The organism is Streptomyces sp. ISL-11 (genome assembly GCF_018614525.1).
Classification (GTDB): domain Bacteria; phylum Actinomycetota; class Actinomycetes; order Streptomycetales; family Streptomycetaceae; genus Streptomyces.
On the sequence record NZ_JAGGOL010000009.1, the window covers coordinates 23,914 to 44,567 of the forward strand.

A 20,654-nucleotide genomic window follows, 5' to 3' on the forward strand; every position below is an offset into this window, starting at 1 on the left:
GCTGCACTGCGGACTCACGGGGTCACCCAGCTAACGATCGACACGCACCTTGCAACCGATGTAGATCGAACTAGGTCAATCAGATCTTACCTAGGTGACCACCAGTCGGCAAGTAGGCTGACCTAGGCCGACTAGGATCACCGTATGGAGCTAAGTCCAGACGATCCGCGCCCTGCCTATCTGCAGATCGCCGCCGCTCTGCGTGAGCAGATCTTGGACGGCAGGCTCGAGCCCGGTTCTCGGCTTCCGTCCGGCAGGGAGCTCGCGAAGGAGTTCGGCACTGCGTTGATGACCGCCCAAAACGCCCTTCGGGTTCTCCGCGACGAGGGGCTGGTCAGTCCTCAGCAAGGCCGGGGAGTGTTCGTTCGTGCCCCCGAGCTGCATGAGGCAGATATGCAGGACCACCACGCGCAAGCGCCCCTCGCATCGCAACTGGAGGCCATCCTTGTTGAGCTGCTCAGGGTGAATCAACGACTGGCCGCCATCGAGAGACGTCTCGACAGTGAGGCACATGGCGCCGTTGATTGATCGTCCGACGCCCCTCGTCCGCTCCCGAGGCGTCACTCGGGAGCAATGTTGGTGGATGCCAGGTCTTGCCGCGCGCCGTGTCGTTCAAGCTACATGCCGCGTACGCTGGCGCTCCCGCTCGTGGAGTGCGTCGGCCAACCACCGTCTGCCCGGCCCTCGCGGTGCGCGGGGAGTGAGGGCCAGCTGGAGAGGGAGAGAGCTCCCCGGCAGGTGTCGCAGGTAGGCGGTGAGCGCCGCGGCGCGGGCGGCAGCCGCCCCGCCCAGGGGCGCGACTGTCTCACGAGCCTCCGTCTCTTCGCAGTTCAAAAGGTGATCGGCCATGTGCAATGCGGCAGCTCCAGCCAGGGCGTCGACGGCGGGGCGCAGAAGCGCCTTGGAGCTGTGCTTCTTGCCGCCGTGCAGCAGCCGCTCGTAATCGTGATGGCGCCAGGCGGCTTCGGCGTCGAGGACCTGCGCGAGCAGCGGGGTCGCGCACAGGGGGCGGGCGGCGGGCCAGGACAGCAACGCCAGGGGGGCGACGGCCCGCAGGTCCATGAAGTGCTGGGCCGCGGGGATCGGCCAGCCGGTGCTGCGGACGGTGGGCGGTGCGGAGGGGGACAGCACCCCGCCGATGCGTCGCTGAAGGCGGTCGACGACACGCCAGGTGGACGCGTCCAGGCCCGGTTCCGGATAGTCCTGCGAATTGGCCAGTTGAGCGTCGCACCCGCGTCGTCGGCACTGGGTCGGGTGGAAGTCCTCTTCATCGGGCGCGGTCGATCATGTCGGCGGTGGCGACAAACATGTCGCAGCCGGGGCACAGATCGCGGCCCGTACGGACACGACAACAAGGGCGCCATATCGACGACAGTTAACGTGCCAATCCCGATCGATCGCCGCTGCTCCGCTCCTCGGGCAGACGACAACTACTGAGACGAGTCACATCTGCGCCCGAGTCAGTGGGCGGCGTCGTCCGGCACGGTGTTCCAGCGGGTCGGGGGCCAGGCGATGGCGACGGCGCGGCCCACCACGTCGCCCACCGGGACCATGCCGTGGTTCCTGTCGCCCTGGTGGTAGCGGGAGTCCCACGAGTCCTGACGGTGGTCGCCCATCACCCACACCGTGCCCGGGGGCACGGTGACCGTGAACTGGCCACCCTGCTGGTCGACGCTGCACGGGGTGTTGCCGGCGTGGACGTACGGCTCGGCGAGCGGCTTGCCGTTGAGCTTCAGCGGGCCCGTGCCGCGGCACTCGACGGTGTCTCCCGCCACCCCGATCACCCGTTTGATCAGGTCCTTCTCATCGGCGGACGGCATCAGTCCGATCTGCCCGAGGGCCTTCCGCAGGGTGTTCGGGTGCGGTGTCGGCTCGTTCTTGAGCCAGCCGTCCGGGTCATGGAAGACCACGGCCTCGCCGCGCTGCGGTGTCGAGCCGAACCACGGGGTGAGCTTGTCGACCAGGACGCGATCGCCCGGCTGAAGGGTGTTCTGCATCGAACCCGAGGGGATGGAGAATGCCTGCACCAGGAAGGTCTTGATGACGAGCGCCAGCACGAGCGCCACCACCACGAGGACGGGGAGCTCCTTCCACAGGGGGCGCCGTTTCGAGGACCGCGAGGACCGTGATGACCGTGAAGTCCACGGGAACCGCGAGGACTTCGAGGACGTCGGTGGCTCAGGGGCGTCCGGTGAGCCCTGAAGCCCCGGATCGTCCGCTCCCGCGGGCCGTGGCCTCTGCCCGGCACCCTCCGCCACCTTGCCCACGCCCGTCTCCCTGGCCGATCGCCGCATCCCGTCACCCCGTCCCCCTCCCCAACGAACGGGAGTTCCCGGCCGGCGCGTCGGCCCCAGCGCGCCAGGGCCGCCGCTGAGGAATCGCCATGGGGCAGGTGATTGACTACGTCGCATGGACCTCGCGCGCGCGGCTTGGGATGTGCCCCCTCTCGATCCCGAACTGAGGGTCGCGCTGGCGGGTTTGGGTGACACGGTGAGGGAACCGTTCACCCCGGAGAACCTCGCGGCCCGGCAGGAGCGGGATGCCGCGGCCCGGCCCAGGCCGACGGTCCACGACCTCCGGGCGGACGGCCGCTTCGAGGTGGACGAGCTGCGGGTGCCGGGAGCGCCGAGCGGGCAGGACGTCACGCTCGTGAGCGCACGGCCCGCCGGGATCGCCGGGCCGCTGCCGTTCCTGTACTACATGCACGGCGGCGGAATGATCACGGGCAACGCGTGGTCCGTACTTCCGCGGCTGCTGCGCGAATGGGCTCTCACGCTGGAGCTGGCCGTCATCTCCGTCGAGTACGGGCTGGCACCGCGGGCGCAGTACCCCGGACCGGTGGAGGACTGTTACGCCGGATTCGTCTGGACGGTCGCGCACGCGGCCGGACTGGGCATCGACGCGGACCGCGTCATCATCGGGGGGAAGAGCGCCGGCGGCGGCCTCGCCGCGGCACTCGCTCTGCTCATCCGCGACCGAGGCGGCCCCGCACCGATCGGGCAACTGCTCCTGTGCCCGATGCTCGACGACCGCAACAACACGTTCTCCAGCCACCAGATGGCCGGCGTCGACACCTGGGACCGTACCTCCAACGCAACGGCGTGGCAGGCGCTGCTGGGCGACCGGTACGGTACCGCGGACCTGCCGCCCTACGCGGCTCCCGCCCGCGCCACGGACCTGTCCGAGCTGCCCCCGGCCTACATCGAGGTCGGGTCGGCCGAGACCTTCAGGGACGAGGACGTGGCCTACGCCCATGCGATCTGGCAGGCCGGCGGCCAAGCCGAACTGCACGTATGGCCCGGAGCCTGCCACGGCTTCGACACCTTCGCGCCACGGGCAGCTCTCAGCCAGGACGCCCGCGACGCCCGTACCCGCTGGCTCCGGCGCATCCTCACACAGTCCGATGGGGGCAAGGGGCCCGGCTGCTGAGCACCGGCCGAGTCGGTCGAACCCTGACCCAGGAGCCGTATCACCTCTGGTACTACGCTCCTTCCGGCCGCCACCCCCGGCCATTCGTTCGATCGAAGGCACGACATGAAGCTCACCGACCGCAGGGTGGTCATCACCGGTGCCGGCCGCGATTTCGGCCGCGCCCTCGCCCACCACTTCGCCGGCCTCGGCGCTGAAGTCTTCCTCGCCGCGCGCACGGTGGAGGCGGCCGAGCGCACTCGGGCGGAGATCCTCGAACGCGGTCACCACCAGGTACACGCCTTCGCCTGTGACCTCACCGACCCCCCTTCGATCCGAGCGTTCGCCCACGCGGTCGGCGAACGCACCGATCACATCGACGTGCTGGTCAACAATGGCGCCCGCTGGCTGGAGGGGCCCGACCTCCTCTCGGCCTCGGACGAGGACGTGGTCGACACCCTGGCCTCGGGCGGCACCGGCACCGTTCTGGTGACCAAGAACCTTCTGCCGCTGCTGCTGGCCTCGGAGCGGCCCGACGTGGTCACGATGGTCTCCGTCTGCGGTGTCCCCGGATTCCAGCACCCGAGTGCACACGAGGCGTACTACGCCGCCAAACATGCCCAGCGGGGCTTCGCCGAGGCTCTCTCGCGCCGCCTGCGCCCCCAGGGAGTCCGCGTGATCTCCCTGTTCCCGCCGGACTTCGACAGCAGCCGCGATCCCCTGTCGCCGGAATGGGACGCCACTCCGCGAGCCGCCCAGGACCCGCTCGCCGCGCAGTCACTGCTCGACTGCATCACCTTCGCGATCCAGCAGCCACGCGACTGCTACATCAACGCCTTTCACTTCGAGTCCATGAGCCGTTCCCGGAGCTGAGCGGACTCAGGCCTTGCGACTGCCACCCGCCCACGTTCCGGACGTCGATGCCTGCCTCGCCTCTCGTCATGTTCGCATGGTGCGGGGAAGTCCGCCTGGGTGTAGCGCCGTTGCGGGGGCCAGCCCCCGGCGGCGCCCGCCCGGAAACCGGTTGGGGCCGGCCCGGGGCCCGGCGTAGGGTCGCGCCGGAACCACGAGATCGACGAGGGGCAACGAACCGAGTGACCGTCACGGCTGGAACGCTGCTGGCCGCCTACGAATCCCAGATGCGCGGCCGCGTGCCGGAGGGCCTCCATCTGCCGTGGGGCGCGGTGGTCGAACGCGACGGCCCGTTGGTACGCACCCACTACGGCACCCACGGGACCGTCGACCACTCGGCCGGGCTCGACCCCGACGGCCTGGACGAACTGGTCCGCAGGCAGCAGGAGGTCTTCGCCGCGCGCGGGGAGCCGGTCGAATGGAAGGTCCACTCCCACGATGCGCCCCTCCTCGCCGAGTCGCTGCGGGCGGCCGGGTTCACGCCGGGGGCGGAACGTTCCCTTCTGGTAGCCGACACAACCGACACAGCCGGCACAACCGACCTGGCGTCGGCCGGCGTCCCGGGTGCCGGGCCGCGGACACGTTCATGGCGCGCCGACGGACACCGTGAGAAGGAGCGGATCCGCGGTCTCGCGGCGGCCGCCGCCGAACAGCTCAGGCCGCTCGCGGAACTGGAGGCCGACGGGACGGCACGCGTCCACACCTCGGAGATGGAGGTCCTGGTCCTGGAGGGCAAGGGCCCGCGGACCCAGGACGCGCTCTGGATCGAGCGCGTGGGCGGCACGGACTTCGCCGCGATCGGCGGGATCACCGGCCCTCGTCCCGAACTCCTGGCCGCCGCCGTGGAATGGGCGTCCTGCCGGAGCTTCGGGTTCGTCCTTCCCGGGCGTCGGCGGAGCCGCCTGGTGGCCGAGGCGGATGCCGCGCTCGTGCCCGTCCACACCGCGGCGGGGTTCCAGGAGATCTCCCGGGTCAGCACCTACCGCTGGGCGCCGCCCGGCGAACCGGCCCGGGAGCGGCCCGCCGAGCAGCTGATGAGCCAGCCGGAGCACGACGAGATCTGGAAGCGGTTCGAGAAGCGGTTCGAGGTCACGTACGAGACGGCCGACGGGGGAATCGCCGAACCCCCGGGCTCCGTCACCTGGCACCTCGCGGACATCGATCACCGGGACGACCCGCTGCTCGCCGAGGTGGAGAAGGTGATCGCACGCGGCCTGCGCGCCTGCGGCAGGCACGGGGACCGGCTCTACCACCTCAAGTGGTACATCAACGGCTCCCGCCTCGACCCCACCCGCGTCGGCGGACCGGGGCAGCCGCGCTGGACGGGCTACGCCTACCTCGTCGACGAGCGCGTGATCCAGGTGACCGGCGACCTCCGGATGGGCACCTACGGCGATTTCCGGGAGGCATCCCTCTGCGTCTTCGGCGCGGAACTCGTCGCCAGGGTCCAGGACGAGCTCACCGATCTCCTCGGCACGGTGCTGCGGCGCGACGGCCGCCCGGTCGGGAACGTATGGAGTTTCGGGCCCTGAGAGCGCGTCGTGTCGTCTCCGGAGGACGAGCGTCACGCCGAGGCTTTCAGGGAGTCGTACGACGTCGTCAGGTTGTGGGTCATCCGCTCCAGGACGGTGACGGCGACGCGGTACTCCTCGCGGGAGATACCGGTCGCCGCCAGGTCGCGGAAGGCGCCGACGCGTGCGGCGGCCTCGGCCAGGCGGGTGCGGCCGTCGTCGGTCAGGGTGAGGCGGGCCGGGGCCGGGCGGGTCAGCCAGCCGTCGGCCAGGACGGTCTCGATGGCGGCGGTCAGGGCAGAGGAGCCGGCGTTGGCGGCCAGGACGGTCAGGACGTCGGGGTCGGTGGCCTGCGGGCGGTCGTCCACGACCTTGAGGACCTGCCAGGCGAGGCGGGTGAGGCCGAACTCGGCCAGCATGGCGTCCATGCGGCCGGTGAGGGCTGTGTCGGTGCGGTTGAGCCAGTAGCCGATGGGCTTCATGGCGTCCTCCTGGACGGGTCGGTGGTGCTGTCCGGGGCAGCGGCGGGACCGGTCCGGGTCAGTGCCGGGCGAAGGCGTCCGCGTGCTCACGGGCCCACTGCCGGAAGGTGCGGGCGGGCCGGCCGAGGAGGGTCTCGGTGGTGTCGGCGACGGCCGCCGGACCGTGCAGGGCGGCTTCCCACAGATCGAGCAGCGAGGAGATCATCGGCGCGGGCATGTGGCGGGCCATCTGCCGCTCGGCCTCCGCGCGGGTGATGTGCTCGACCGGGATCTCCCGGCCGATGGCGTCCGCGAGGACCGCGAGCTGCTCACGGAAGGTGAGTGACTCGGGGCCGGTCAGGGTGACCGAGCGGCCGGTCAGGGAGGTGCCGGTCAGGGCCTCCACGGCGATGTCGGCGATGTCCTCGGGGTGGATGGGCGCGATGTGCGCGTCCGGGTAGGCGAGCTGGACGGGCAGGGACCGGCCGATGGGGTGGGCCCAGCCGAGGGCATTGCTCGCGAAGGCGTCCGGGCGCAGGAACGTACGGGCGAAGGCGGAGTCGGCGAGCGCGCGCTCGACCTTGAGGCTGTGGCTCGCGAGCGGGTCGTTCTCGGCGTCGGGGCCGAGGACCGAGGAGGAGGACAGCAGGACGACGTGCTCGACGCCCGCGGCCTCGGCCGCCTTGACCAGGTCGTGGATGCCGGCGGGCTCCGGATAGAGGAAGACCTGGCGGACGCCGTGGAGTGCGGAGGGGAAGGTCTCGGGCCGGTCGAGTACGAGCTCGGCGACCTCGACGCCGGCCGGGACGGTCAGTTCGGCGGGCGCGGCGCTGGCGGCCCGGACGGTGAGACCCGCGGAGTGCAGGCGGCCGGTGATCGCCCGGCCGACCTTGCCGCGGGCACCGGTGATGAGGATGGTCACGAGGACTCCGTTCATTGCTTGCTGGCATATGCATGCTTGCATGCACACGTTTTCACGTCAACACATGTGTTCGCAATGTCATCCAGGTACGCTGAGGCCATGACGAAGCCCGAGGCGAGAACCCCCGACGAGCTGCTGGACGCGGTCGGCCCGGCATTCGGGAAGCTGCGGCGCACCTCGCTCCTGGAGGTCGAGAACCCGATCTCCCAGAAGGATCTGAGCCGCACGCTGATCCTCAACATCATCTTGGAGGCCGAGCGGGACGGCGCCCGGGAGGTCACCGTCGGGGCCGTGGCCGAGCACCTGGGTGTCGACCCGTCGGTGGCCAGCCGCATGGTCTCCGACTGCATCTCCGCCGGCTACCTGATCCGCGCCGCCTCCCAGCACGACGGCCGCCGCACGATCCTTCACCTCAGCCCCGGGGGCAAGGACCTGATGACCCGCTTCCGCCGGCATCAGCGCTCGGCCTTCGAGCAGATCACCGCCGACTGGGCCGAGCGCGAGCGCCTCGAATTCGCCCGCCTCATGCTGAAGTACGTCGAGTCCCAGGACGCGGTCCGCCACCGTGGGTCTCGCTGAGGCTCGCATGGACCCGGCCGCCGCGCCGTTCCCTCCTGCCCCGATCCGGGGCGTCCGGGCTCTGTACGTGCGTCAGGCAGGCTGCCCGTCGGACTTCGCGGAGGTCACCGTGGACTTCGAGCCGTGGGAGGAAGGGGTCGCGTTCGAGGTGGCCGACGGCGCGGTGGTCGACGGCTGTTCCCCGGACGAGGCCGGTGAGTTCCGCGCCGGACTCCTGGAGGGCGTACGGGACGAACTCGCCTGCCTGGACGAGGAGATCACCGTCGCCGTGGCGGTCGTCCTGCGGAGCCTTCGCGCCCACGAGGTCGATTCACATCCAAGGGCGTTCCGTGCGGCCGGACGCCTCGCGGTCCGCAACGCCCTGACCCGGCTCTACGGGCCGCCGCCCCGGCCCAAGCGAAGGCGCCGGTGAGGAGCCCGGGCCGCCGGTTTCCTCTCGTACGGTGAAAGGGGCGTGCGTGCGTCCGTGCGGAGGGCGCAACCACCGGGCAGCCGCGTGTACTTCGGCGCGCGAGCCGGGTGAAGCGGGGCTCGCCGCCGGTCGTGCGCTCTCCGTCGGCCCGCGCGCCTGTGCCGGGCGCCCGCGCATCAACCCCTGCCACGACAGGGCGACGAACCGGACGCGGGGCTTCCTCCGTCGCCAAGTTCCGCAGGCGTGCCGCGGGATGCCACCAAACTCGCGCGGCCGCCCCACACCGTACGTGCCACCGGCTCCGGCGGCCGGCATCACGGGGCCCTGCGCGGCGGATGAACAGGCGCCGGGTCGCGGAGGGGGCCACAGGAAGCGCGCCCGGACCCCGGAAATGTTCCTGCCGCCCGCCCCAACTTCCCTGGGACAGGCGGCAAAAGGCGGAACAGGGAACCCGAGAGGTCAGGCGCCGTACGGGCGGTTGGTGCGGGCCTCGCGGAGGGAGAGGGCCCACCAGCCGAGCTGGTCGAGCATGACCTTCGCGGCGCCGGCGGCCGCGGTGCCGGCCTCGGTGTCCAGCAGGCTGCCGTCCTCGGCGAACTTGCCCCACGGGCTGTGGAAGCTGATGGTCTCGCGGATGGTGACCGCGTGCAGCTCGGAGAAGACCGGGCGCAGGTGCTCGACCGAGCGCAGGCCGCCGGCGAGCCCGCCGTACGACACGAACGCGACCGGCTTGGCCTGCCACTGGGTGTAGTGCCAGTCGATGAGGCTCTTGATGGAGGCGGGGTAGCTGTGGTTGTACTCCGGCGTGATCACGACGAAGGCGTCGGCGCGCTCCAGTCGCGGGGTGACCTGCGCGAGGAGGGCGGCGTCCGCCTCGCCCGGCTCGCGGGTCAGGCTCAGCGGCAGCGGGTGGTCGGCGAGGTCGATGACGTCGATCTCGATGTCGTCGCGCTGGGCGACCTGCGTGGTGAACCAGTTGGCGACCGTGGGGCCGAAGCGGCCGTCGCGGGTGGAGCCGATGATGACGGCGAGGCGGTACGTGCTCTCGGACATGGTGTTCCTCTCGGGAAGCGGGGACGGGCCGGATCTGCGCGCCGCCTCGGTGGCGGGCCGTTGAACCGTTGATCAGAAGCTTGAGTCCTCAAGTGTGGTTGAGGTCAAGTGGAGGCCGGTGGTGGGGGCAATCGCCCGAAAGGTCCGGCGCTCAGGGGCTACTGGCGGGCAGCCGCGCGTCACTGACCCGGCATCAGAAGATGTCCGGGCACCACGGCCGCCGAGCCGTACGCAGCAGTCCGTCCGCGACCGCGAGGGCCCCGGCGCGCTCCTCGGCCACCCGGCCGAGGGCCGCCAGCCGCGAGGCCGACTCGTCACCGAGGGCCAGCGCGCCGAGCGCGCCGACGTCCAGGGAGAGGTCGGCGGAGCGGGTGGTGGGTGTGCACCGGGCGCCGTCCGGGCCGGCGTCCAGCAGGAAGCGGCCGGCGGCGAGGCCGGCCGCGTCGGTGACGTCGAGGACGAGCGCACCGGAGGTGACGTACGTACGGGCCGTCAGCAACTCCGGTACGTCCAGCGGCCGCAGCCACAGGAAGTCGGCGTGGGCGATGACCCGGGCGGCGCGCGGATCCGGCAGCAGCAGGGGGAGGAGGTCGTCCGGGGCGCGGAAGCCGGTGCGGACACGGGTGACCCAGTCGACCGACAGCAGGAAGTGCCACAGGGCCCGTTCGGCCTCGGGGGTGACCGCGATCAGGTCGCGGACGGAGGCGGTGGTGAGGGAGAGCTTGGCCTCCCACTTGTCGTCGCAGGTATACGCCAGCAGGCCGTCGACCGTGCCGTCCGCGGAGCGGTACAGGGCGTAGAACGGTTCCGTCCACGGGCTCTCGTCCACCGCGACCGCACCGGTGTTGCGCCGCCACCAGAACTCGGAGCGGTCGACGGCGCCGTGCCGGGTGGCGCGCGTCCGCTCGTGCAGGCCGGGGCCGTGCTCCCGGACCTCCGCGGCGTCCACGAGGTCCACGCGGCCACCGCCGGCAGGGCCCGCGTAGCGGGGATCGAGACCGGTACGGGCCACCTCGACGTCCCACTCGGTGACCCAGGCGGCCGGGCCGAAGCCGTAGCGCCCGTAGATCGGGTACTCGGCGGAGATGAGCGTCGCCGCGACGTCCCCGCGCTCCTTGGCGGCCCGCAGATCGCCGGCCATCAAGCGGCTGAGCAGCCCGCGCCGGCGGTGCGTCGGCGAGACGGTCACGTTGCTGACCGCGTTCACGGCGACGTCCGCCCCGCCGGGGACGCTCAGCCGCTGGGCGAAGCTGCGGTACGTGGCCACACAGCGCCCGGCGTCGAAGACGCCCTGCGCCCGCTTCCAGTCCACCGTCGTCCGCCGCGACTCGATCTCCTGCTTGCTGACCACGGGCGGGCGCAGGAACCCGGTGTGCAGCGCGCGTATCCAGTCGGGGAGGTCGGCATCGGTGATCGTACGGACGTCAGGGCTCATGCGGGCCACGCTAGGCGTGGCCCGACACGCGCCGCACGCGGTTTTTTCGCGCGCGGCAGAGGTCCCCGGCGGGGCCTCCTCAGAACGCCGCCCGGATCTCCCCCACGCGCTCCGCGCCGCCCAGCAGGGGGCTGTCGGCGATGCGGGCGAGGACGGGGGAGTCGACGCCCAGCAGTTCCAGGCCGCGGGCCAGGACCGGGCCCATCGCCCGCATCGCACCGTCGTCGATCTTGAAGGCGAGGGCGCGGCCGTCCGGGAGCGCCACGGCCTGTACGGCTTCGGCGCCCATCTTCGACAGGGCGCCCGGCACCTCGCGCATCAGCCAGGTGTCGGGGCGGCGGGAGCCGGCCACGTACTCGGGGTGGGCGCGCATCGCGTCCGCGACGCGGCGCTCGGGCGTGCCCGGCTCGGCGAGGACGAAGTTGCGGAAGGCGCGGGCCAGGCCGGTGAGGGAGATCGCCATCAGGGGCGCGCCGCAGCCGTCCGTACCGACGTGGGCGACGCGCTCGCCGCTCGCCGCCTCCACGGCCTGGAGGGCGAGCAGCTGGAGGGGGTGCTCGGGAGCGAGGTAGGAGTCCACCGGCCAGCCGTTGGCGACACAGACGGCGATCATGGCCGTGTGCTTGCCGGAGCAGTTCATCGTGACGCGGTGGCGGGAGTGGCCGGCCGCGAGGTAGGTCTCGGCCTCGGCCGGGTCCAGCGGCAGGTCCGGCGGGGTCTGGAGGGTGTCCTCGGCTATCTCGAACTCGGCGAGCATCTTCCGGACGAGATCGAGGTGGAACGTTTCCCCGGAGTGGCTCGCGGCCGCCAGCGCCAGCCGTTCGCCGGAGAGGTCCAGGCCGGCCCGCAGCACGGCGGCCGCCTGCATCGGCTTGTTCGCGGAGCGCGGGTAGACCGGGGCGGCCGGATCGCCCAGCGACAGTTCCACACTGCCGTCGGCCGCCAGCACCACCAGCGAGCCGCGGTGGTGGCCCTCGACGAAGCCGGAACGCACGACCTCGGCGAGGACCGGTCGTACGGCGGCGGGGGAGAGAGGTGTCGTGGAGGTCATCGTCGGCCTTCCGGGGGAGGTGGTGCGGACCGCCCCCGGTGGATCACGAGAGGAGGTCGTCTACTTGTGCTTCCCCTTCACGGTACCTGCGGGCGATCTCGGCACTGCAATCGTCGGCCGTCCGCTGGAGGTGCTGGCGGCGCACCGAGACCCGCCGCTCGCAGGTCATCAGGCGGCGCATGCCCTCGTGCAGCTCGTGGTCGGTGCGGGCGCCGAGGTCGGAGAGCTCCACCTCGGACAGCATGTCCTCGGCCAGCCGCCGGTACTCCTCGCTGTGCGGGGTCCGCAGCGTCACATGGCGGGCGGAGGAGCGCTGGGTGGACGGGTCGTCGGCGAGGATCTCCGACAGCCGGTCGACGACCAGCCGGGCCATGACCGGCGCCTCCGGCGAGGCCCGCCGCGACAGCTCCGCCCGCAGGATGTCGATGCGTCCCTGGAGCAGCCGCCGCACATAGCTCAGGTCCGCCTCGTCCCGCTGGGCGTCGCGGCGCAGCACCCGCACCTCCGCCAGGCGCAGCTCGTGCAGACTCCGCCCCGGGACGTCCGCCTGCCGGCCGGTGCGCTGGCTGGGCGGCCGGGGGTGCACGCTGTCGGCTGCCTTGAGCATGGGGCCGTCCTCAATGGGTGTGGTCATGCGTTTCCGTTCCCCTCGGGCGGTGGGCGTCCCGGGTCACGTTGCCCGCATAAGCACCGCCTGCACGCATCGTGCCACTCAGTGAGGCCCGGGCGCAGGGTCCCGGCACCCGAACGGCCCTGGATGGACGCACGGCATCATGGTCCGTATGCGTGCAGTGGTGCAGAGAGTGGACGGGGCGGCCGTCGTCGTCGACGGCGAGACCGTAGGGGAGATCATCGGACAAGGGCTCTGCGTCCTTGTCGGAGTGACACATGAGGACACCCGGGAGAAGGCCGCGCAGCTCGCCCGCAAGCTGTGGTCCGTACGGGTTCTTGAGGACGAGAAGTCCTGTTCGGATGTGGGAGCACCGTTGCTGGTGATCTCCCAGTTCACTCTCTACGGTGACGCCCGTAAGGGGCGGCGCCCCACGTGGAACGCGGCTGCCCCCGGCGGGGTGGCGGAGCCTCTGGTCGAGGAGGTCGTCGCTCAGCTCCGCGCGCTGGGCGCGCATGTGGAGACAGGGCGCTTCGGCGCCGACATGAAGGTGTCGTTGACGAACAACGGTCCCTTCACGGTCCTGATCGAGGTCTGAGCCCGGCACGGCTCCGCAGGGCCCGCCGTCGCGGCGGGAGGGAAAGCGCGGGAGGGAAGCGCGGGAGGGAAAGCGCGGCGCCTCCCCTCCCGCCGCGGAGCGGCTACGGCTCGACCACGACCTCCTGCGAGGCCGCCGTCCCCTCGCCCACCAGCAGCGGAGCGTCCACCGGGACGTTCCGCTTCACCAGGGCCAGGGCGATCGGCCCCAGCTCGTGGTGGCGGGCCGAGGTGGTCACGAAGCCCAGCTGGCGACCCTCCGGGCCGTCCGAGGCCAGCCGCACGGCGGTCCCGTGCCCGGGCAGCGACACCTCGCTGCCGTCCAGGTGCAGGAAGACCAGCCGGCGCGGCGGCTTGCCGAGGTTGTGGACGCGGGCGACGGTCTCCTGGCCGCGGTAGCAGCCCTTCTGGAGGTGGACCGCCGTGCCGATCCAGCCCAGCTCGTGCGGGATGGTGCGGTGGTCGGTCTCCAGGCCCACCCGCGGGCGGTGCGCCTCGACGCGCAGCGCCTCGTACGCCAGGACGCCCACCGCCGGGCCGTGCGTGCCGGCGAACTCCTCCAGCCGCTCGCGCGGCAGGAACAGGTCGCGGCCGTGCGCCGTCTCGCGCACCGGCACCCCGTCGGGCGCCTCGCCGATCGAGCCCGCCGGCAGGTGGACGACCGCGAGGTCGTCCGTGCGGTCGGCGACCTCGACCCGGTAGAAGAACTTCATGCTCTCCAGGTACGCGATGAGCTCGCCCTGGGTGCCCGGCTCCACGTGGATCCAGGTCGTCTCCCCGTCGTCGACCAGGTAGAGCGCGTGCTCGATGTGACCGTTGGCGGAGAGGACCAGCGCCTCCGTGGCCTGCCCGGGCGGCAGCTCGCTCACGTGCTGGGTGATGAGCAGGTGCAGCCAGCTCAGCCGGTCGGCGCCGGTGACGGTGACGACCCCGCGGTGCGAGAGGTCGACGAAACCGGTCCCGCCGGCGAGCGCGCGCTGCTCGCGGAAGAGATCGCCGTAGTGCGCGGCGACGCCTTCGTCCGGGCCCTCGGCACCGACGGCACCGGGCAGCGACAGCAGCGGGCTGGCTTTCGATTGACGCAGCATGCGGACAAGCCTACGACCCGTCCGCCACCGTCTCCGAAGAGCCGTCGCCGCCGGCGGATCCCGTGGCCTTCCCGGAGCCGGCCGGGGCGCCCCCGCCCTTCGCCGCGCAGTCGGCGCACCGCCCGAAGATGGCGAAGTGCTTCATGTCCGTCTCGAAGCCGAACGCCTCGCGCAGCTGCTCCGTGAACGGCCCCGCCACCGACAGATCGGCCTCGATGACACCCGTGCAGTCCCGGCACACCAGGTGTATGTGGTGGTGCCGGTCGGCGAGATGGTAGGTGGGCGCGCCGTGCCCGAGGTGGGCGTGGCTGACCAGCCCCAGCTCCTCCAGCAACTCCAGGGTCCGGTAGACCGTGGAGATGTTGACGCCGCCCGCGGTCCTGCGGACCTCGGTGAGGATGTCGTCCGGCGTCGCGTGCTCCAGCCGGTCGACCGCCTCCAGGACGAGCTGGCGCTGCGGGGTCAGCCGGTACCCGCGCTTACGGAGATCGCTCTGCCAGTCGGTGTCCACCACACCACCAGTCTAGGCAGCGCGGGCCGGTGGCACCTCCGTCGGATACGTCAGATATCAGTGCGTACCCCCTTCAGATATCCGGCGAGTGCGGCGATGGCCGCGGGGTTGCGGGGGCTCTCGACCAGATCGACGTAGTCGAGGACGAAGATGCGGTCGTTCTTGACCGCCGAGACATTGGCGAGCGGCGGGTAGGACTTCAGGAACTCCCGCTTCCGCTCGGCACTGACGTCACCGTAGTTGTTGATCACGATCACGTCGGGGTCGCGGTCCACGACCGTCTCCCAGCTGACCGTCGTCCAGGAGTCCTTGAGGTCCTTCATCACGTGGTCGCCGCCGGCCTTGGTGATGATGTCGTGCGGCCCGGCGAAGGCACCGGAGGTCACCGGCTTGTCCCGGCCGTCGTCGTAGAGGAAGACGGAGGGCTTCTTCCCGCCCGCGGGCACCCGCGCCCGCGCGTCCGCGACCTGCTGACGGAAACCGGCGATCAGCTTCGCGGCCCGGTCCTCGACGTCGAAGACCTTCCCCAGCGTCTCCAGGCCGGTGTAGAGCGCCTCCAGCGGCGGCATCACGCCGCGCGAGCTGCCCGAGCCGCCGTTGTGGCAGGACTCGGTGAGCACGTACGAGCCGATGCCGAGCTTCTTCAGCGAGGCGGGGGTGAAGTTGTTGCCCTCGCCGAAGCCGTAGTTCCAGCCGGCGAAGACCAGGTCCGCCCGTGCGTCCAGGACGATCTCCTTGGTGATCTCCTTCTTGGACAGCCACTTCACCTTCTGGTAGCCGCCCTTCCACGGCACCGCCGCTTCACGGTCGTCGCGAGCGCTCCTGTAGTCCGGCGCCACATAGCCCGCCATGCGGTCCTCCAGCCCCAGCGCGAACATGACCTCCGCGATGCCGACGTCATTGGTGACCACGCGCTCCGGCGCCTTGTCGTACGTCGTCCTCACCCCGCAGTTCTCGACGGTCACCGGATAGTGGCCCGAGGCCCCGTCCCCGGTCTCCCGGGTGTCCGGGACCTTCGCGCCGCAGCCGGCCAGGGCGACGGCGCAGAGCAGGGCGAGCGCGGTACGTGCGGCGGTACGGGCGTCCATGAGCGGGCGGCGTCCTTACGGAGTCGGGGTGGGGAGGCGGTCGAACAGCAGGCGCGGGGCGCCGGACTCGGGATGCGGCACGCGGTGCGCCCGTACGCCGAAGACGCCGGCGAGCAGCTCGGCGGTCAGCACGTCCGCCGGCGGGCCGGACGCGACGACGCGGCCGCCGGCGAGGACGTACAGCACGTCGCAGTGGGTGGCGGCCAGGTTCAGGTCGTGCAGCGCGGCCAGCACCGTCAGTCCCGCGCCGCGCACCAGTGCCAGGACGTCCAACTGCTGGGCGATGTCCAGGTGGTTGGTGGGCTCGTCCAGGACCAGCACGCTCGGCTCCTGGGCCAGCGCGCGGGCGATCAGCACCCGCTGCTTCTCACCGCCCGACAGGGTCGGGAAGCTCCGCCCGGCCAGGTGCGCCCCGCCGACCCGCTCCAGGGCCGCCGCGCAGATCTCCGCGTCGCGCGCCGTGGCCCGCCCGGCGCCGCTCTGGTGCGGCAGCCGCCCCATCGCGACGACCTCGCCCGCGGTGAAGTCGAACTCGCTCGCCGACTCCTGCGGCAGCGCCGCCAGCCTGCGCGCGCCCTCGCGCGGGCTCAGCGCGCGCAGGTCGTCGCCGCCCAGCCGGACCACGCCCGCCGAGGGGCGCAGCGCCCGGTAGACACAGCGCAACAGGGTCGACTTCCCGCTGCCGTTGGGGCCGATCAGCCCGACGAAGGTGCCGCTGCCGGCCTCCAGCGCGATGTCCGCCAGCAGGCGGGTGCCCGCGACGTCGACCGCCACGTCCTCGATCTCGACCCGCATCGCTACGCTCCTCCGAGGACATGGCCGCGGCGGCGCATGAGCACCACGAAGGCCGGTACGCCGATGATCGCGGTGATGGCGCCGACGGGCAGCTCGACGGGTGCCAGCAGCGTCCGCGAGACGACGTCGACCCACACCAGCAGGACCGCGCCCAGCAGCGGTGCCACGGCCAGCACCCGCCGGTGGTCGGCGCCGACGAGCATGCGCGTGATGTGCGGGACCATCAGGCCCACGAAGCCGATCGCGCCGCTGACGGCGACGACGGCGCCGGTGACGGCGGCCGCGACGACGAACAGCCGGCGCCGCAGCCGGTCGGGGTCCACGCCGAGCGCGGCGGCCGTCTCGTCGCCCATGGCCAGGGCGTTGAGGCCGCGAGCCGTCCACAGCAGGTGGCCCAGCCCCGCCAGTACGACGCCCGCGGCGATCGGCACCGACGACCAGGTGGCGCCGCCGAGGCTGCCGAGCAGCCACATCATCGCCGAGCGGGCGGCCTCGCCGCGGTCGGCGCTGAAGACCATCAAGGTGGTGACGGCGGAGAAGCCGTAGTACATCGCGGAGCCGGTCAGCACCAGCCGCAGCGGCGTCAGCCCGTGCGCGGTGCGGGCGGCCGCGTACACGAGCAGCATGGCGGCGAGCGCCGAGGCGAACGCGGCGCCCGACAGTGCCCAGACGCCCAGCGAACCCAGCGCGCCGAAGAGCAGCACGGCGTTCGCGCCCACGGCCGCGCCGGAGGAGATGCCGAGGACGAACGGGTCGGCGAGGGCGTTGCGGACCATGGCCTGCACGGCCACACCGATCGCGGCCAGGCCCGCGCCGACGACGGCGGCCAGCAGGGCGCGCGGGAAGCGCAGCTCCCACACGATGGTGTAGGCGGAGACCTCGTCGGGCGCGATGGTCCCGCCGGTCAGGCCCGCCCGCAGGTAGCGCAGCGTCTCGGCCCAGGTCACCCCGGCCGCGCCGAGGCCCACCCCGCAGCAGAGGGAGACCAGCAGGGCGACGGCCAGCCCGGCGACGAGCGGGACCAGCGGCCACCGCCGCGGTGGTGGCGGCCCGCCGGTGGCCCGGGGGACGGCGGTCTGGGAGGTGGTTGCCACGAGCGCGGTACGCCTTCGCCTCGGGCCGCGTCCGTACGTAGTGCTACGTACCGAGGAGGCGGCCCGGGGCGGGGAGCGTCCGGGTCTCCCCTCGCAGTCCACGGCGAGTTGTGCGGGGAGCGCACGCCGCCGTGGGTGATCGGGCTCGCGGCACGTGTGGCCGCCTACCGTTGCGGGTCAGCGCCGGATTTTGACCGGACTTCTCCCACGGGGCGCGGTGAGGGCGATGCCGCCCTCAGGGTTCTCAGGAGTCTCGGGAGTTCCCTGGGAACTCAGGAGCTCTCGGGGTTGTACGGCGTGCCGTCCGGGTTGAAGAAGGCGACGCCGTCCGGCATGTCGTCGGGCAGGCTCTGCGCCCACTCCTGAAGGCCGGCGATCTTCTTCAGGTGCGCCGACATGTAGGGGCGCAGCGGGACCTCGGGGGTCGCCTTCTCGCCGACCCACATCAGGTCGCCCTTGACGTAGCCGTACAGGCGCTTGCCGCCGGAGTACGGGCCGGACGCCTCGGTGCGGGCGACGGCGTCCGTGGCCAGGTCGATCTGCGGCTTCTGGTCGGCCAGCTCGCCGTACCAGACCTCGGCCACACCGGCGTCGCGGACCATGACGATCTCCAGCTTGCGGTCCTTGTCGATCCGCCAGTAGCCGCTCTCGGTCTCCAGCGGGCGGACCATCTTGCCCTCGGCGTCGAGCACCCAGCTGTGGGACGTGTACTCCAGGAAGTCACGGCCGTCGTGGGTGAAGACGACCTCCTGCCCGAAGTTGCACTTCTCGGTGCCCGGGAAGTCGGCGACGCCCGCGCCTTCCCACTTGCCGAGGAGGAAGACCAGGGGGACGAGGTCCGGGTGGAGGTCGGACGGAATCTCGATCATGGGAGCTCAGGCGATCTGTAGGGAGACGGACAACGACACGGTCAGCGCTGGCCCTGGTACAGCTTCTTCCAGGTCAGGCCGGCGAACGCGAGAACGCCGACGACGACCAGAATCAGCAGGGCGGTGAAGAATGCCTCAAGCACGAGCGCGCTCCTCGGTCGGAGTGAGGGTGGACGGACCGGTGCCGAGTCTAGTCGGAGCCGTCCGGAGCGGCGCTGTGAGGTCGATCGTCCCGGGCGGCACCGCGGGAACGCCCCCTAGAGTGATCGCATGGCGTACAAGAAGCTCGTGATCAAGGTGACGGCGGGGACGGACGCGCCCGAGCGGTGCTCGCAGGCGTTCACGGTGGCGGCGGTCGCCGTCGCGAGCGGCGTCGAGGTGTCGCTGTGGCTGACCGGTGAGTCGTCGTGGTTCGCGCTGCCGGGCCGGGCGGCGGAGTTCCAGCTGCCGCACGCGGCGCCGCTGCCGGACCTGATGGAGGGCATCCGGATGGGCGGCGGCATGATCACCGTGTGCACGCAGTGCGCGGCGCGGCGGGACATCGAGGAGAAGGACCTGATCGAGGGCGCGCGGATCGCCGGCGCGCAGGTGTTCGTCAGCGAGATCATGGCGGACGGCGTGCAGGCGCTCGTCTACTGACCGGGGCGCCCGGCTACTGATCGCGCTCCTGATCCTGCGACCTGGGCCGGCGCTTGCCGTCCAGTTCGTCCCACCACTCGTCCGACTTCGCGTCGCCCGAGGGATCGTCCCACCAGCGGTCGTCCGGGCCCCTGCGGTTGGCCATGATGGCCGCCACGGGCGGGATCACCATCGCCACCAGGCACATCGCCACGGCGGCGGGCACCGACCACAGGCGCACCACGGCCCACGCCAGGACGAACAGGCCGATGCAGGTGCCCATCATGGCGAAGTACCAGTGGCGACGCCGCGCGTACATGCTTCCACGGTACGACCGGTCGCGGGCGGTGCGAAGGGGCGACCGCGCGCGGGACCACGGCGCGAAGGGCCGCACCCCCCATCAAGGCGTCCAACCCCGGGGGTGCGGCCCTTCGGCCGTTCGTGCGCCCGGTCCGCGGGCCCGCCGGACTCAGACGGCGATGGCGACCTCGGCCAGGCCGCCCTGCTGGGCGACGACCTTGCGGTCGGCGGTGGCGCCGGGCACCAGCGCCCGCACCGTCCACGTGCCCTCGGCCGCGTAGAAGCGGAACTGCCCGGTCGCCGAGGTGGGCACCTCGGCGGTGAACTCGCCGGTCGAGTCCAGCAGGCGCACGTAACCGGTGACGGGCTGGCCGTCGCGGGTCACCGAACCCTGGATGGTGGTCTCACCGGACTTGGCGGTCGAGGCGTCGGGGCCGCCGGTCTTTGCTCCACACATAAGTGATCCTTGAAGAGGGGGACGGAGGGGTCAGTTGCCGGCGCCGAGCTCGATCGGCACGCCGACCAGCGAGCCGTACTCGGTCCAGGAGCCGTCGTAGTTGCGGACGTTGGCCTGGCCCAGGAGCTCGTGCAGGACGAACCACGTGTGCGCGGAGCGCTCGCCGATGCGGCAGTAGGCGATGGTGTCCTTGGCCAGGTCCACGCCGGCGCCCTCGTAGACGGCCTTGAGCTCGTCGTCGGACTTGAAGGTGCCGTCGTCGTTGGCCGCCTTCGACCAGGGGATGTTGCGCGCACTGGGCACGTGGCCGGGACGCTGCGACTGCTCCTGCGGGAGGTGCGCCGGGGCGAGCAGCTTGCCGCTGAACTCGTCGGGGGAGCGGACGTCGACGAGGTTGAGCGAGCCGATCGCGTCGACGACGTCGTCGCGGAACGCGCGGATCGAGGCGTCCTGCGGCTGGGCCTTGTACGCGGTGTGCGGGCGCTGCGGCACCTCGGCCACCAGGTCGCGGGAGTCCAGCTCCCACTTCTTGCGGCCGCCGTCGAGGAGCTTCACGTCCTGGTGACCGTAGAGCTTGAAGTACCAGTAGGCGTACGAGGCGAACCAGTTGTTGTTGCCGCCGTAGAGGACGACCGTGTCGTCGTTGGCGATGCCCTTCTCCGAGAGGAGCTTCTCGAAGCCGGCCTGGTCGACGAAGTCGCGGCGCACCGGGTCCTGGAGGTCGGTCCGCCAGTCGATCCGCACGGCGGTCTTGATGTGGTTCTTGTCGTAGGCCGAGGTGTCCTCGTCGACCTCGACGATGACGGTCTTCGGGTCGCCTGCGTCGATGCGGGCCTGTACCCAGTCGGCGTCCACCAGGACGTCACTGCGGCTCATGCTGTTC

25 protein-coding genes and 1 riboswitch are annotated in these 20,654 nt (G+C 71.7%); of the genes, 8 read left to right on the forward strand and 17 right to left on the reverse strand.

Annotation, left to right across the window (positions count from 1 at the left end):
• Positions 1-144 precede the first annotated feature (144 nt).
• A complete protein-coding gene (locus tag J7E86_RS02085; protein WP_215079142.1) occupies positions 145-528 on the forward strand; it encodes a GntR family transcriptional regulator in 384 nt (127 codons plus the stop codon).
• A gap of 84 nt (positions 529-612) precedes the next feature.
• Here the strand turns inward: J7E86_RS02085 and J7E86_RS02090 are convergent, their stop codons facing one another.
• Together J7E86_RS02090 and lepB are read right to left on the reverse strand one after the other, a co-directional pair.
• The gene (locus J7E86_RS02090; protein ID WP_215079144.1) at positions 613-1,131 is read right to left on the reverse strand and encodes a hypothetical protein; all 519 of its coding nucleotides are present in this window, start codon (positions 1,129-1,131) and stop codon (positions 613-615) included.
• A 329-nt stretch (positions 1,132-1,460) separates the two neighbouring features.
• Positions 1,461-2,294 (reverse strand): signal peptidase I, encoded by an 834-nt coding sequence (gene lepB / locus J7E86_RS02095; RefSeq protein ID WP_215079146.1) that lies wholly within the window; start codon positions 2,292-2,294, stop codon positions 1,461-1,463.
• Positions 2,295-2,409: 115 nt separating this feature from the next.
• Here lepB and J7E86_RS02100 point away from each other — a divergent pair, with 115 nt between their 5' ends.
• From J7E86_RS02100 to J7E86_RS31745, 3 genes are all read left to right on the forward strand, one after another.
• Complete coding sequence (locus tag J7E86_RS02100) at positions 2,410-3,429, forward strand: alpha/beta hydrolase (protein ID WP_215079148.1); 1,020 nt, start codon at positions 2,410-2,412, stop codon at positions 3,427-3,429.
• A gap of 105 nt (positions 3,430-3,534) precedes the next feature.
• Complete coding sequence (locus J7E86_RS02105) at positions 3,535-4,281, forward strand: SDR family oxidoreductase (protein ID WP_215079149.1); 747 nt, start codon at positions 3,535-3,537, stop codon at positions 4,279-4,281.
• 221 nt (positions 4,282-4,502) lie between these two features.
• Positions 4,503-5,852 carry a DUF2716 domain-containing protein gene (locus tag J7E86_RS31745; RefSeq protein ID WP_215079151.1) on the forward strand — a complete coding sequence of 450 codons (1,350 nt, stop codon included), beginning with the start codon at positions 4,503-4,505 and terminating at the stop codon, positions 5,850-5,852.
• 32 nt (positions 5,853-5,884) lie between these two features.
• Here the strand turns inward: J7E86_RS31745 and J7E86_RS02115 are convergent, their stop codons facing one another.
• Both J7E86_RS02115 and J7E86_RS02120 read right to left on the reverse strand, forming a co-directional pair.
• The gene (locus J7E86_RS02115) at positions 5,885-6,313 is read right to left on the reverse strand and encodes a MarR family winged helix-turn-helix transcriptional regulator (RefSeq protein WP_215079153.1); all 429 of its coding nucleotides are present in this window, start codon (positions 6,311-6,313) and stop codon (positions 5,885-5,887) included.
• A 58-nt stretch (positions 6,314-6,371) separates the two neighbouring features.
• The gene (locus J7E86_RS02120; protein ID WP_215079155.1) at positions 6,372-7,214 is read right to left on the reverse strand and encodes an NAD(P)H-binding protein; all 843 of its coding nucleotides are present in this window, start codon (positions 7,212-7,214) and stop codon (positions 6,372-6,374) included.
• Positions 7,215-7,313: 99 nt separating this feature from the next.
• Here J7E86_RS02120 and J7E86_RS02125 point away from each other — a divergent pair, with 99 nt between their 5' ends.
• Together J7E86_RS02125 and J7E86_RS02130 are read left to right on the forward strand one after the other, a co-directional pair.
• Positions 7,314-7,793: a MarR family winged helix-turn-helix transcriptional regulator gene (locus tag J7E86_RS02125; RefSeq protein ID WP_215079157.1), complete on the forward strand. Its 480-nt coding sequence runs from the start codon at positions 7,314-7,316 to the stop codon at positions 7,791-7,793.
• Between the two features lie 7 nt (positions 7,794-7,800).
• Positions 7,801-8,205 carry a hypothetical protein gene (locus J7E86_RS02130; protein WP_215079158.1) on the forward strand — a complete coding sequence of 135 codons (405 nt, stop codon included), beginning with the start codon at positions 7,801-7,803 and terminating at the stop codon, positions 8,203-8,205.
• A 459-nt stretch (positions 8,206-8,664) separates the two neighbouring features.
• On the opposite strand, the gene J7E86_RS02135 is transcribed toward J7E86_RS02130, so the two are convergent.
• The 4 genes from J7E86_RS02135 to J7E86_RS02150 all read right to left on the reverse strand — a co-directional run bounded on the left by J7E86_RS02135 (position 8,665) and on the right by J7E86_RS02150 (position 12,378).
• The gene (locus tag J7E86_RS02135; RefSeq protein ID WP_215079160.1) at positions 8,665-9,258 is read right to left on the reverse strand and encodes an NADPH-dependent FMN reductase; all 594 of its coding nucleotides are present in this window, start codon (positions 9,256-9,258) and stop codon (positions 8,665-8,667) included.
• A 193-nt stretch (positions 9,259-9,451) separates the two neighbouring features.
• Entirely contained in the window at positions 9,452-10,693 is a 1,242-nt protein-coding gene (locus tag J7E86_RS02140) for a GNAT family N-acetyltransferase (protein WP_215079162.1), read from the reverse strand.
• Positions 10,694-10,772: 79 nt separating this feature from the next.
• Positions 10,773-11,744 carry an asparaginase gene (locus J7E86_RS02145; protein WP_215079164.1) on the reverse strand — a complete coding sequence of 324 codons (972 nt, stop codon included), beginning with the start codon at positions 11,742-11,744 and terminating at the stop codon, positions 10,773-10,775.
• A gap of 43 nt (positions 11,745-11,787) precedes the next feature.
• Positions 11,788-12,378, reverse strand: a complete 591-nt coding sequence (locus tag J7E86_RS02150) for a hypothetical protein (protein ID WP_251018545.1) — start codon at positions 12,376-12,378, stop codon at positions 11,788-11,790.
• A 148-nt stretch (positions 12,379-12,526) separates the two neighbouring features.
• Here J7E86_RS02150 and dtd point away from each other — a divergent pair, with 148 nt between their 5' ends.
• Positions 12,527-12,952: a D-aminoacyl-tRNA deacylase gene (gene dtd, locus J7E86_RS02155; protein ID WP_215079166.1), complete on the forward strand. Its 426-nt coding sequence runs from the start codon at positions 12,527-12,529 to the stop codon at positions 12,950-12,952.
• A 103-nt stretch (positions 12,953-13,055) separates the two neighbouring features.
• On the opposite strand, the gene J7E86_RS02160 is transcribed toward dtd, so the two are convergent.
• The 6 genes from J7E86_RS02160 to J7E86_RS02185 form a co-directional block, all read right to left on the reverse strand.
• Complete coding sequence (locus tag J7E86_RS02160; protein WP_215079168.1) at positions 13,056-14,039, reverse strand: folate-binding protein YgfZ; 984 nt, start codon at positions 14,037-14,039, stop codon at positions 13,056-13,058.
• Positions 14,040-14,049: 10 nt separating this feature from the next.
• Entirely contained in the window at positions 14,050-14,553 is a 504-nt protein-coding gene (locus tag J7E86_RS02165) for a Fur family transcriptional regulator (protein ID WP_215079170.1), read from the reverse strand.
• A gap of 47 nt (positions 14,554-14,600) precedes the next feature.
• On the reverse strand, positions 14,601-15,638 hold the full coding sequence (locus J7E86_RS02170) for an ABC transporter substrate-binding protein (protein ID WP_215079171.1): 1,038 nt from the start codon (positions 15,636-15,638) through the stop codon (positions 14,601-14,603).
• Between the two features lie 15 nt (positions 15,639-15,653).
• Entirely contained in the window at positions 15,654-16,433 is a 780-nt protein-coding gene (locus tag J7E86_RS02175) for an ABC transporter ATP-binding protein (RefSeq protein ID WP_215079173.1), read from the reverse strand.
• Between the two features lie 2 nt (positions 16,434-16,435).
• Positions 16,436-17,527 carry an iron ABC transporter permease gene (locus J7E86_RS02180; RefSeq protein WP_215079174.1) on the reverse strand — a complete coding sequence of 364 codons (1,092 nt, stop codon included), beginning with the start codon at positions 17,525-17,527 and terminating at the stop codon, positions 16,436-16,438.
• A 133-nt stretch (positions 17,528-17,660) separates the two neighbouring features.
• Positions 17,661-17,733, reverse strand: a riboswitch (cobalamin riboswitch).
• 66 nt (positions 17,734-17,799) lie between these two features.
• Positions 17,800-18,396: an FABP family protein gene (locus J7E86_RS02185; protein ID WP_215079176.1), complete on the reverse strand. Its 597-nt coding sequence runs from the start codon at positions 18,394-18,396 to the stop codon at positions 17,800-17,802.
• Between the two features lie 270 nt (positions 18,397-18,666).
• On the opposite strand from J7E86_RS02185, the gene J7E86_RS02190 reads away from it, so the two are divergent.
• Positions 18,667-19,035 (forward strand): DsrE family protein, encoded by a 369-nt coding sequence (locus tag J7E86_RS02190; protein WP_215079178.1) that lies wholly within the window; start codon positions 18,667-18,669, stop codon positions 19,033-19,035.
• A gap of 13 nt (positions 19,036-19,048) precedes the next feature.
• Here the strand turns inward: J7E86_RS02190 and J7E86_RS02195 are convergent, their stop codons facing one another.
• The 3 genes from J7E86_RS02195 to J7E86_RS02205 all read right to left on the reverse strand — a co-directional run bounded on the left by J7E86_RS02195 (position 19,049) and on the right by J7E86_RS02205 (position 20,647).
• Positions 19,049-19,333, reverse strand: a complete 285-nt coding sequence (locus J7E86_RS02195) for a DUF3099 domain-containing protein (RefSeq protein ID WP_215079180.1) — start codon at positions 19,331-19,333, stop codon at positions 19,049-19,051.
• A gap of 150 nt (positions 19,334-19,483) precedes the next feature.
• Positions 19,484-19,771: a DUF1416 domain-containing protein gene (locus tag J7E86_RS02200; protein ID WP_215079182.1), complete on the reverse strand. Its 288-nt coding sequence runs from the start codon at positions 19,769-19,771 to the stop codon at positions 19,484-19,486.
• Between the two features lie 30 nt (positions 19,772-19,801).
• Positions 19,802-20,647 carry a sulfurtransferase gene (locus J7E86_RS02205; RefSeq protein ID WP_215079184.1) on the reverse strand — a complete coding sequence of 282 codons (846 nt, stop codon included), beginning with the start codon at positions 20,645-20,647 and terminating at the stop codon, positions 19,802-19,804.
• Between the last annotated feature and the right edge of the window lie 7 nt (positions 20,648-20,654).

Coding starts and splice junctions, on each gene's coding strand:
- J7E86_RS02085 (WP_215079142.1), top strand. CDS start 145: ATGGAGCTAAGTCCAGACGATCCGCGCCCTGCCTATCTGCAGATCGCC.
- lepB (WP_215079146.1), bottom strand. CDS start 2,294: ATGCGGCGATCGGCCAGGGAGACGGGCGTGGGCAAGGTGGCGGAGGGT.
- J7E86_RS02100 (WP_215079148.1), top strand. CDS start 2,410: ATGGACCTCGCGCGCGCGGCTTGGGATGTGCCCCCTCTCGATCCCGAA.
- J7E86_RS02105 (WP_215079149.1), top strand. CDS start 3,535: ATGAAGCTCACCGACCGCAGGGTGGTCATCACCGGTGCCGGCCGCGAT.
- J7E86_RS02115 (WP_215079153.1), bottom strand. CDS start 6,313: ATGAAGCCCATCGGCTACTGGCTCAACCGCACCGACACAGCCCTCACC.
- J7E86_RS02125 (WP_215079157.1), top strand. CDS start 7,314: ATGACGAAGCCCGAGGCGAGAACCCCCGACGAGCTGCTGGACGCGGTC.
- J7E86_RS02130 (WP_215079158.1), top strand. CDS start 7,801: ATGGACCCGGCCGCCGCGCCGTTCCCTCCTGCCCCGATCCGGGGCGTC.
- J7E86_RS02135 (WP_215079160.1), bottom strand. CDS start 9,258: ATGTCCGAGAGCACGTACCGCCTCGCCGTCATCATCGGCTCCACCCGC.
- J7E86_RS02140 (WP_215079162.1), bottom strand. CDS start 10,693: ATGAGCCCTGACGTCCGTACGATCACCGATGCCGACCTCCCCGACTGG.
- J7E86_RS02145 (WP_215079164.1), bottom strand. CDS start 11,744: ATGACCTCCACGACACCTCTCTCCCCCGCCGCCGTACGACCGGTCCTC.
- J7E86_RS02150 (WP_251018545.1), bottom strand. CDS start 12,378: ATGACCACACCCATTGAGGACGGCCCCATGCTCAAGGCAGCCGACAGC.
- dtd (WP_215079166.1), top strand. CDS start 12,527: ATGCGTGCAGTGGTGCAGAGAGTGGACGGGGCGGCCGTCGTCGTCGAC.
- J7E86_RS02160 (WP_215079168.1), bottom strand. CDS start 14,039: ATGCTGCGTCAATCGAAAGCCAGCCCGCTGCTGTCGCTGCCCGGTGCC.
- J7E86_RS02170 (WP_215079171.1), bottom strand. CDS start 15,638: ATGGACGCCCGTACCGCCGCACGTACCGCGCTCGCCCTGCTCTGCGCC.
- J7E86_RS02175 (WP_215079173.1), bottom strand. CDS start 16,433: ATGCGGGTCGAGATCGAGGACGTGGCGGTCGACGTCGCGGGCACCCGC.
- J7E86_RS02185 (WP_215079176.1), bottom strand. CDS start 18,396: ATGATCGAGATTCCGTCCGACCTCCACCCGGACCTCGTCCCCCTGGTC.
- J7E86_RS02190 (WP_215079178.1), top strand. CDS start 18,667: ATGGCGTACAAGAAGCTCGTGATCAAGGTGACGGCGGGGACGGACGCG.
- J7E86_RS02195 (WP_215079180.1), bottom strand. CDS start 19,333: ATGTACGCGCGGCGTCGCCACTGGTACTTCGCCATGATGGGCACCTGC.
- J7E86_RS02200 (WP_215079182.1), bottom strand. CDS start 19,771: ATGTGTGGAGCAAAGACCGGCGGCCCCGACGCCTCGACCGCCAAGTCC.
- J7E86_RS02205 (WP_215079184.1), bottom strand. CDS start 20,647: ATGAGCCGCAGTGACGTCCTGGTGGACGCCGACTGGGTACAGGCCCGC.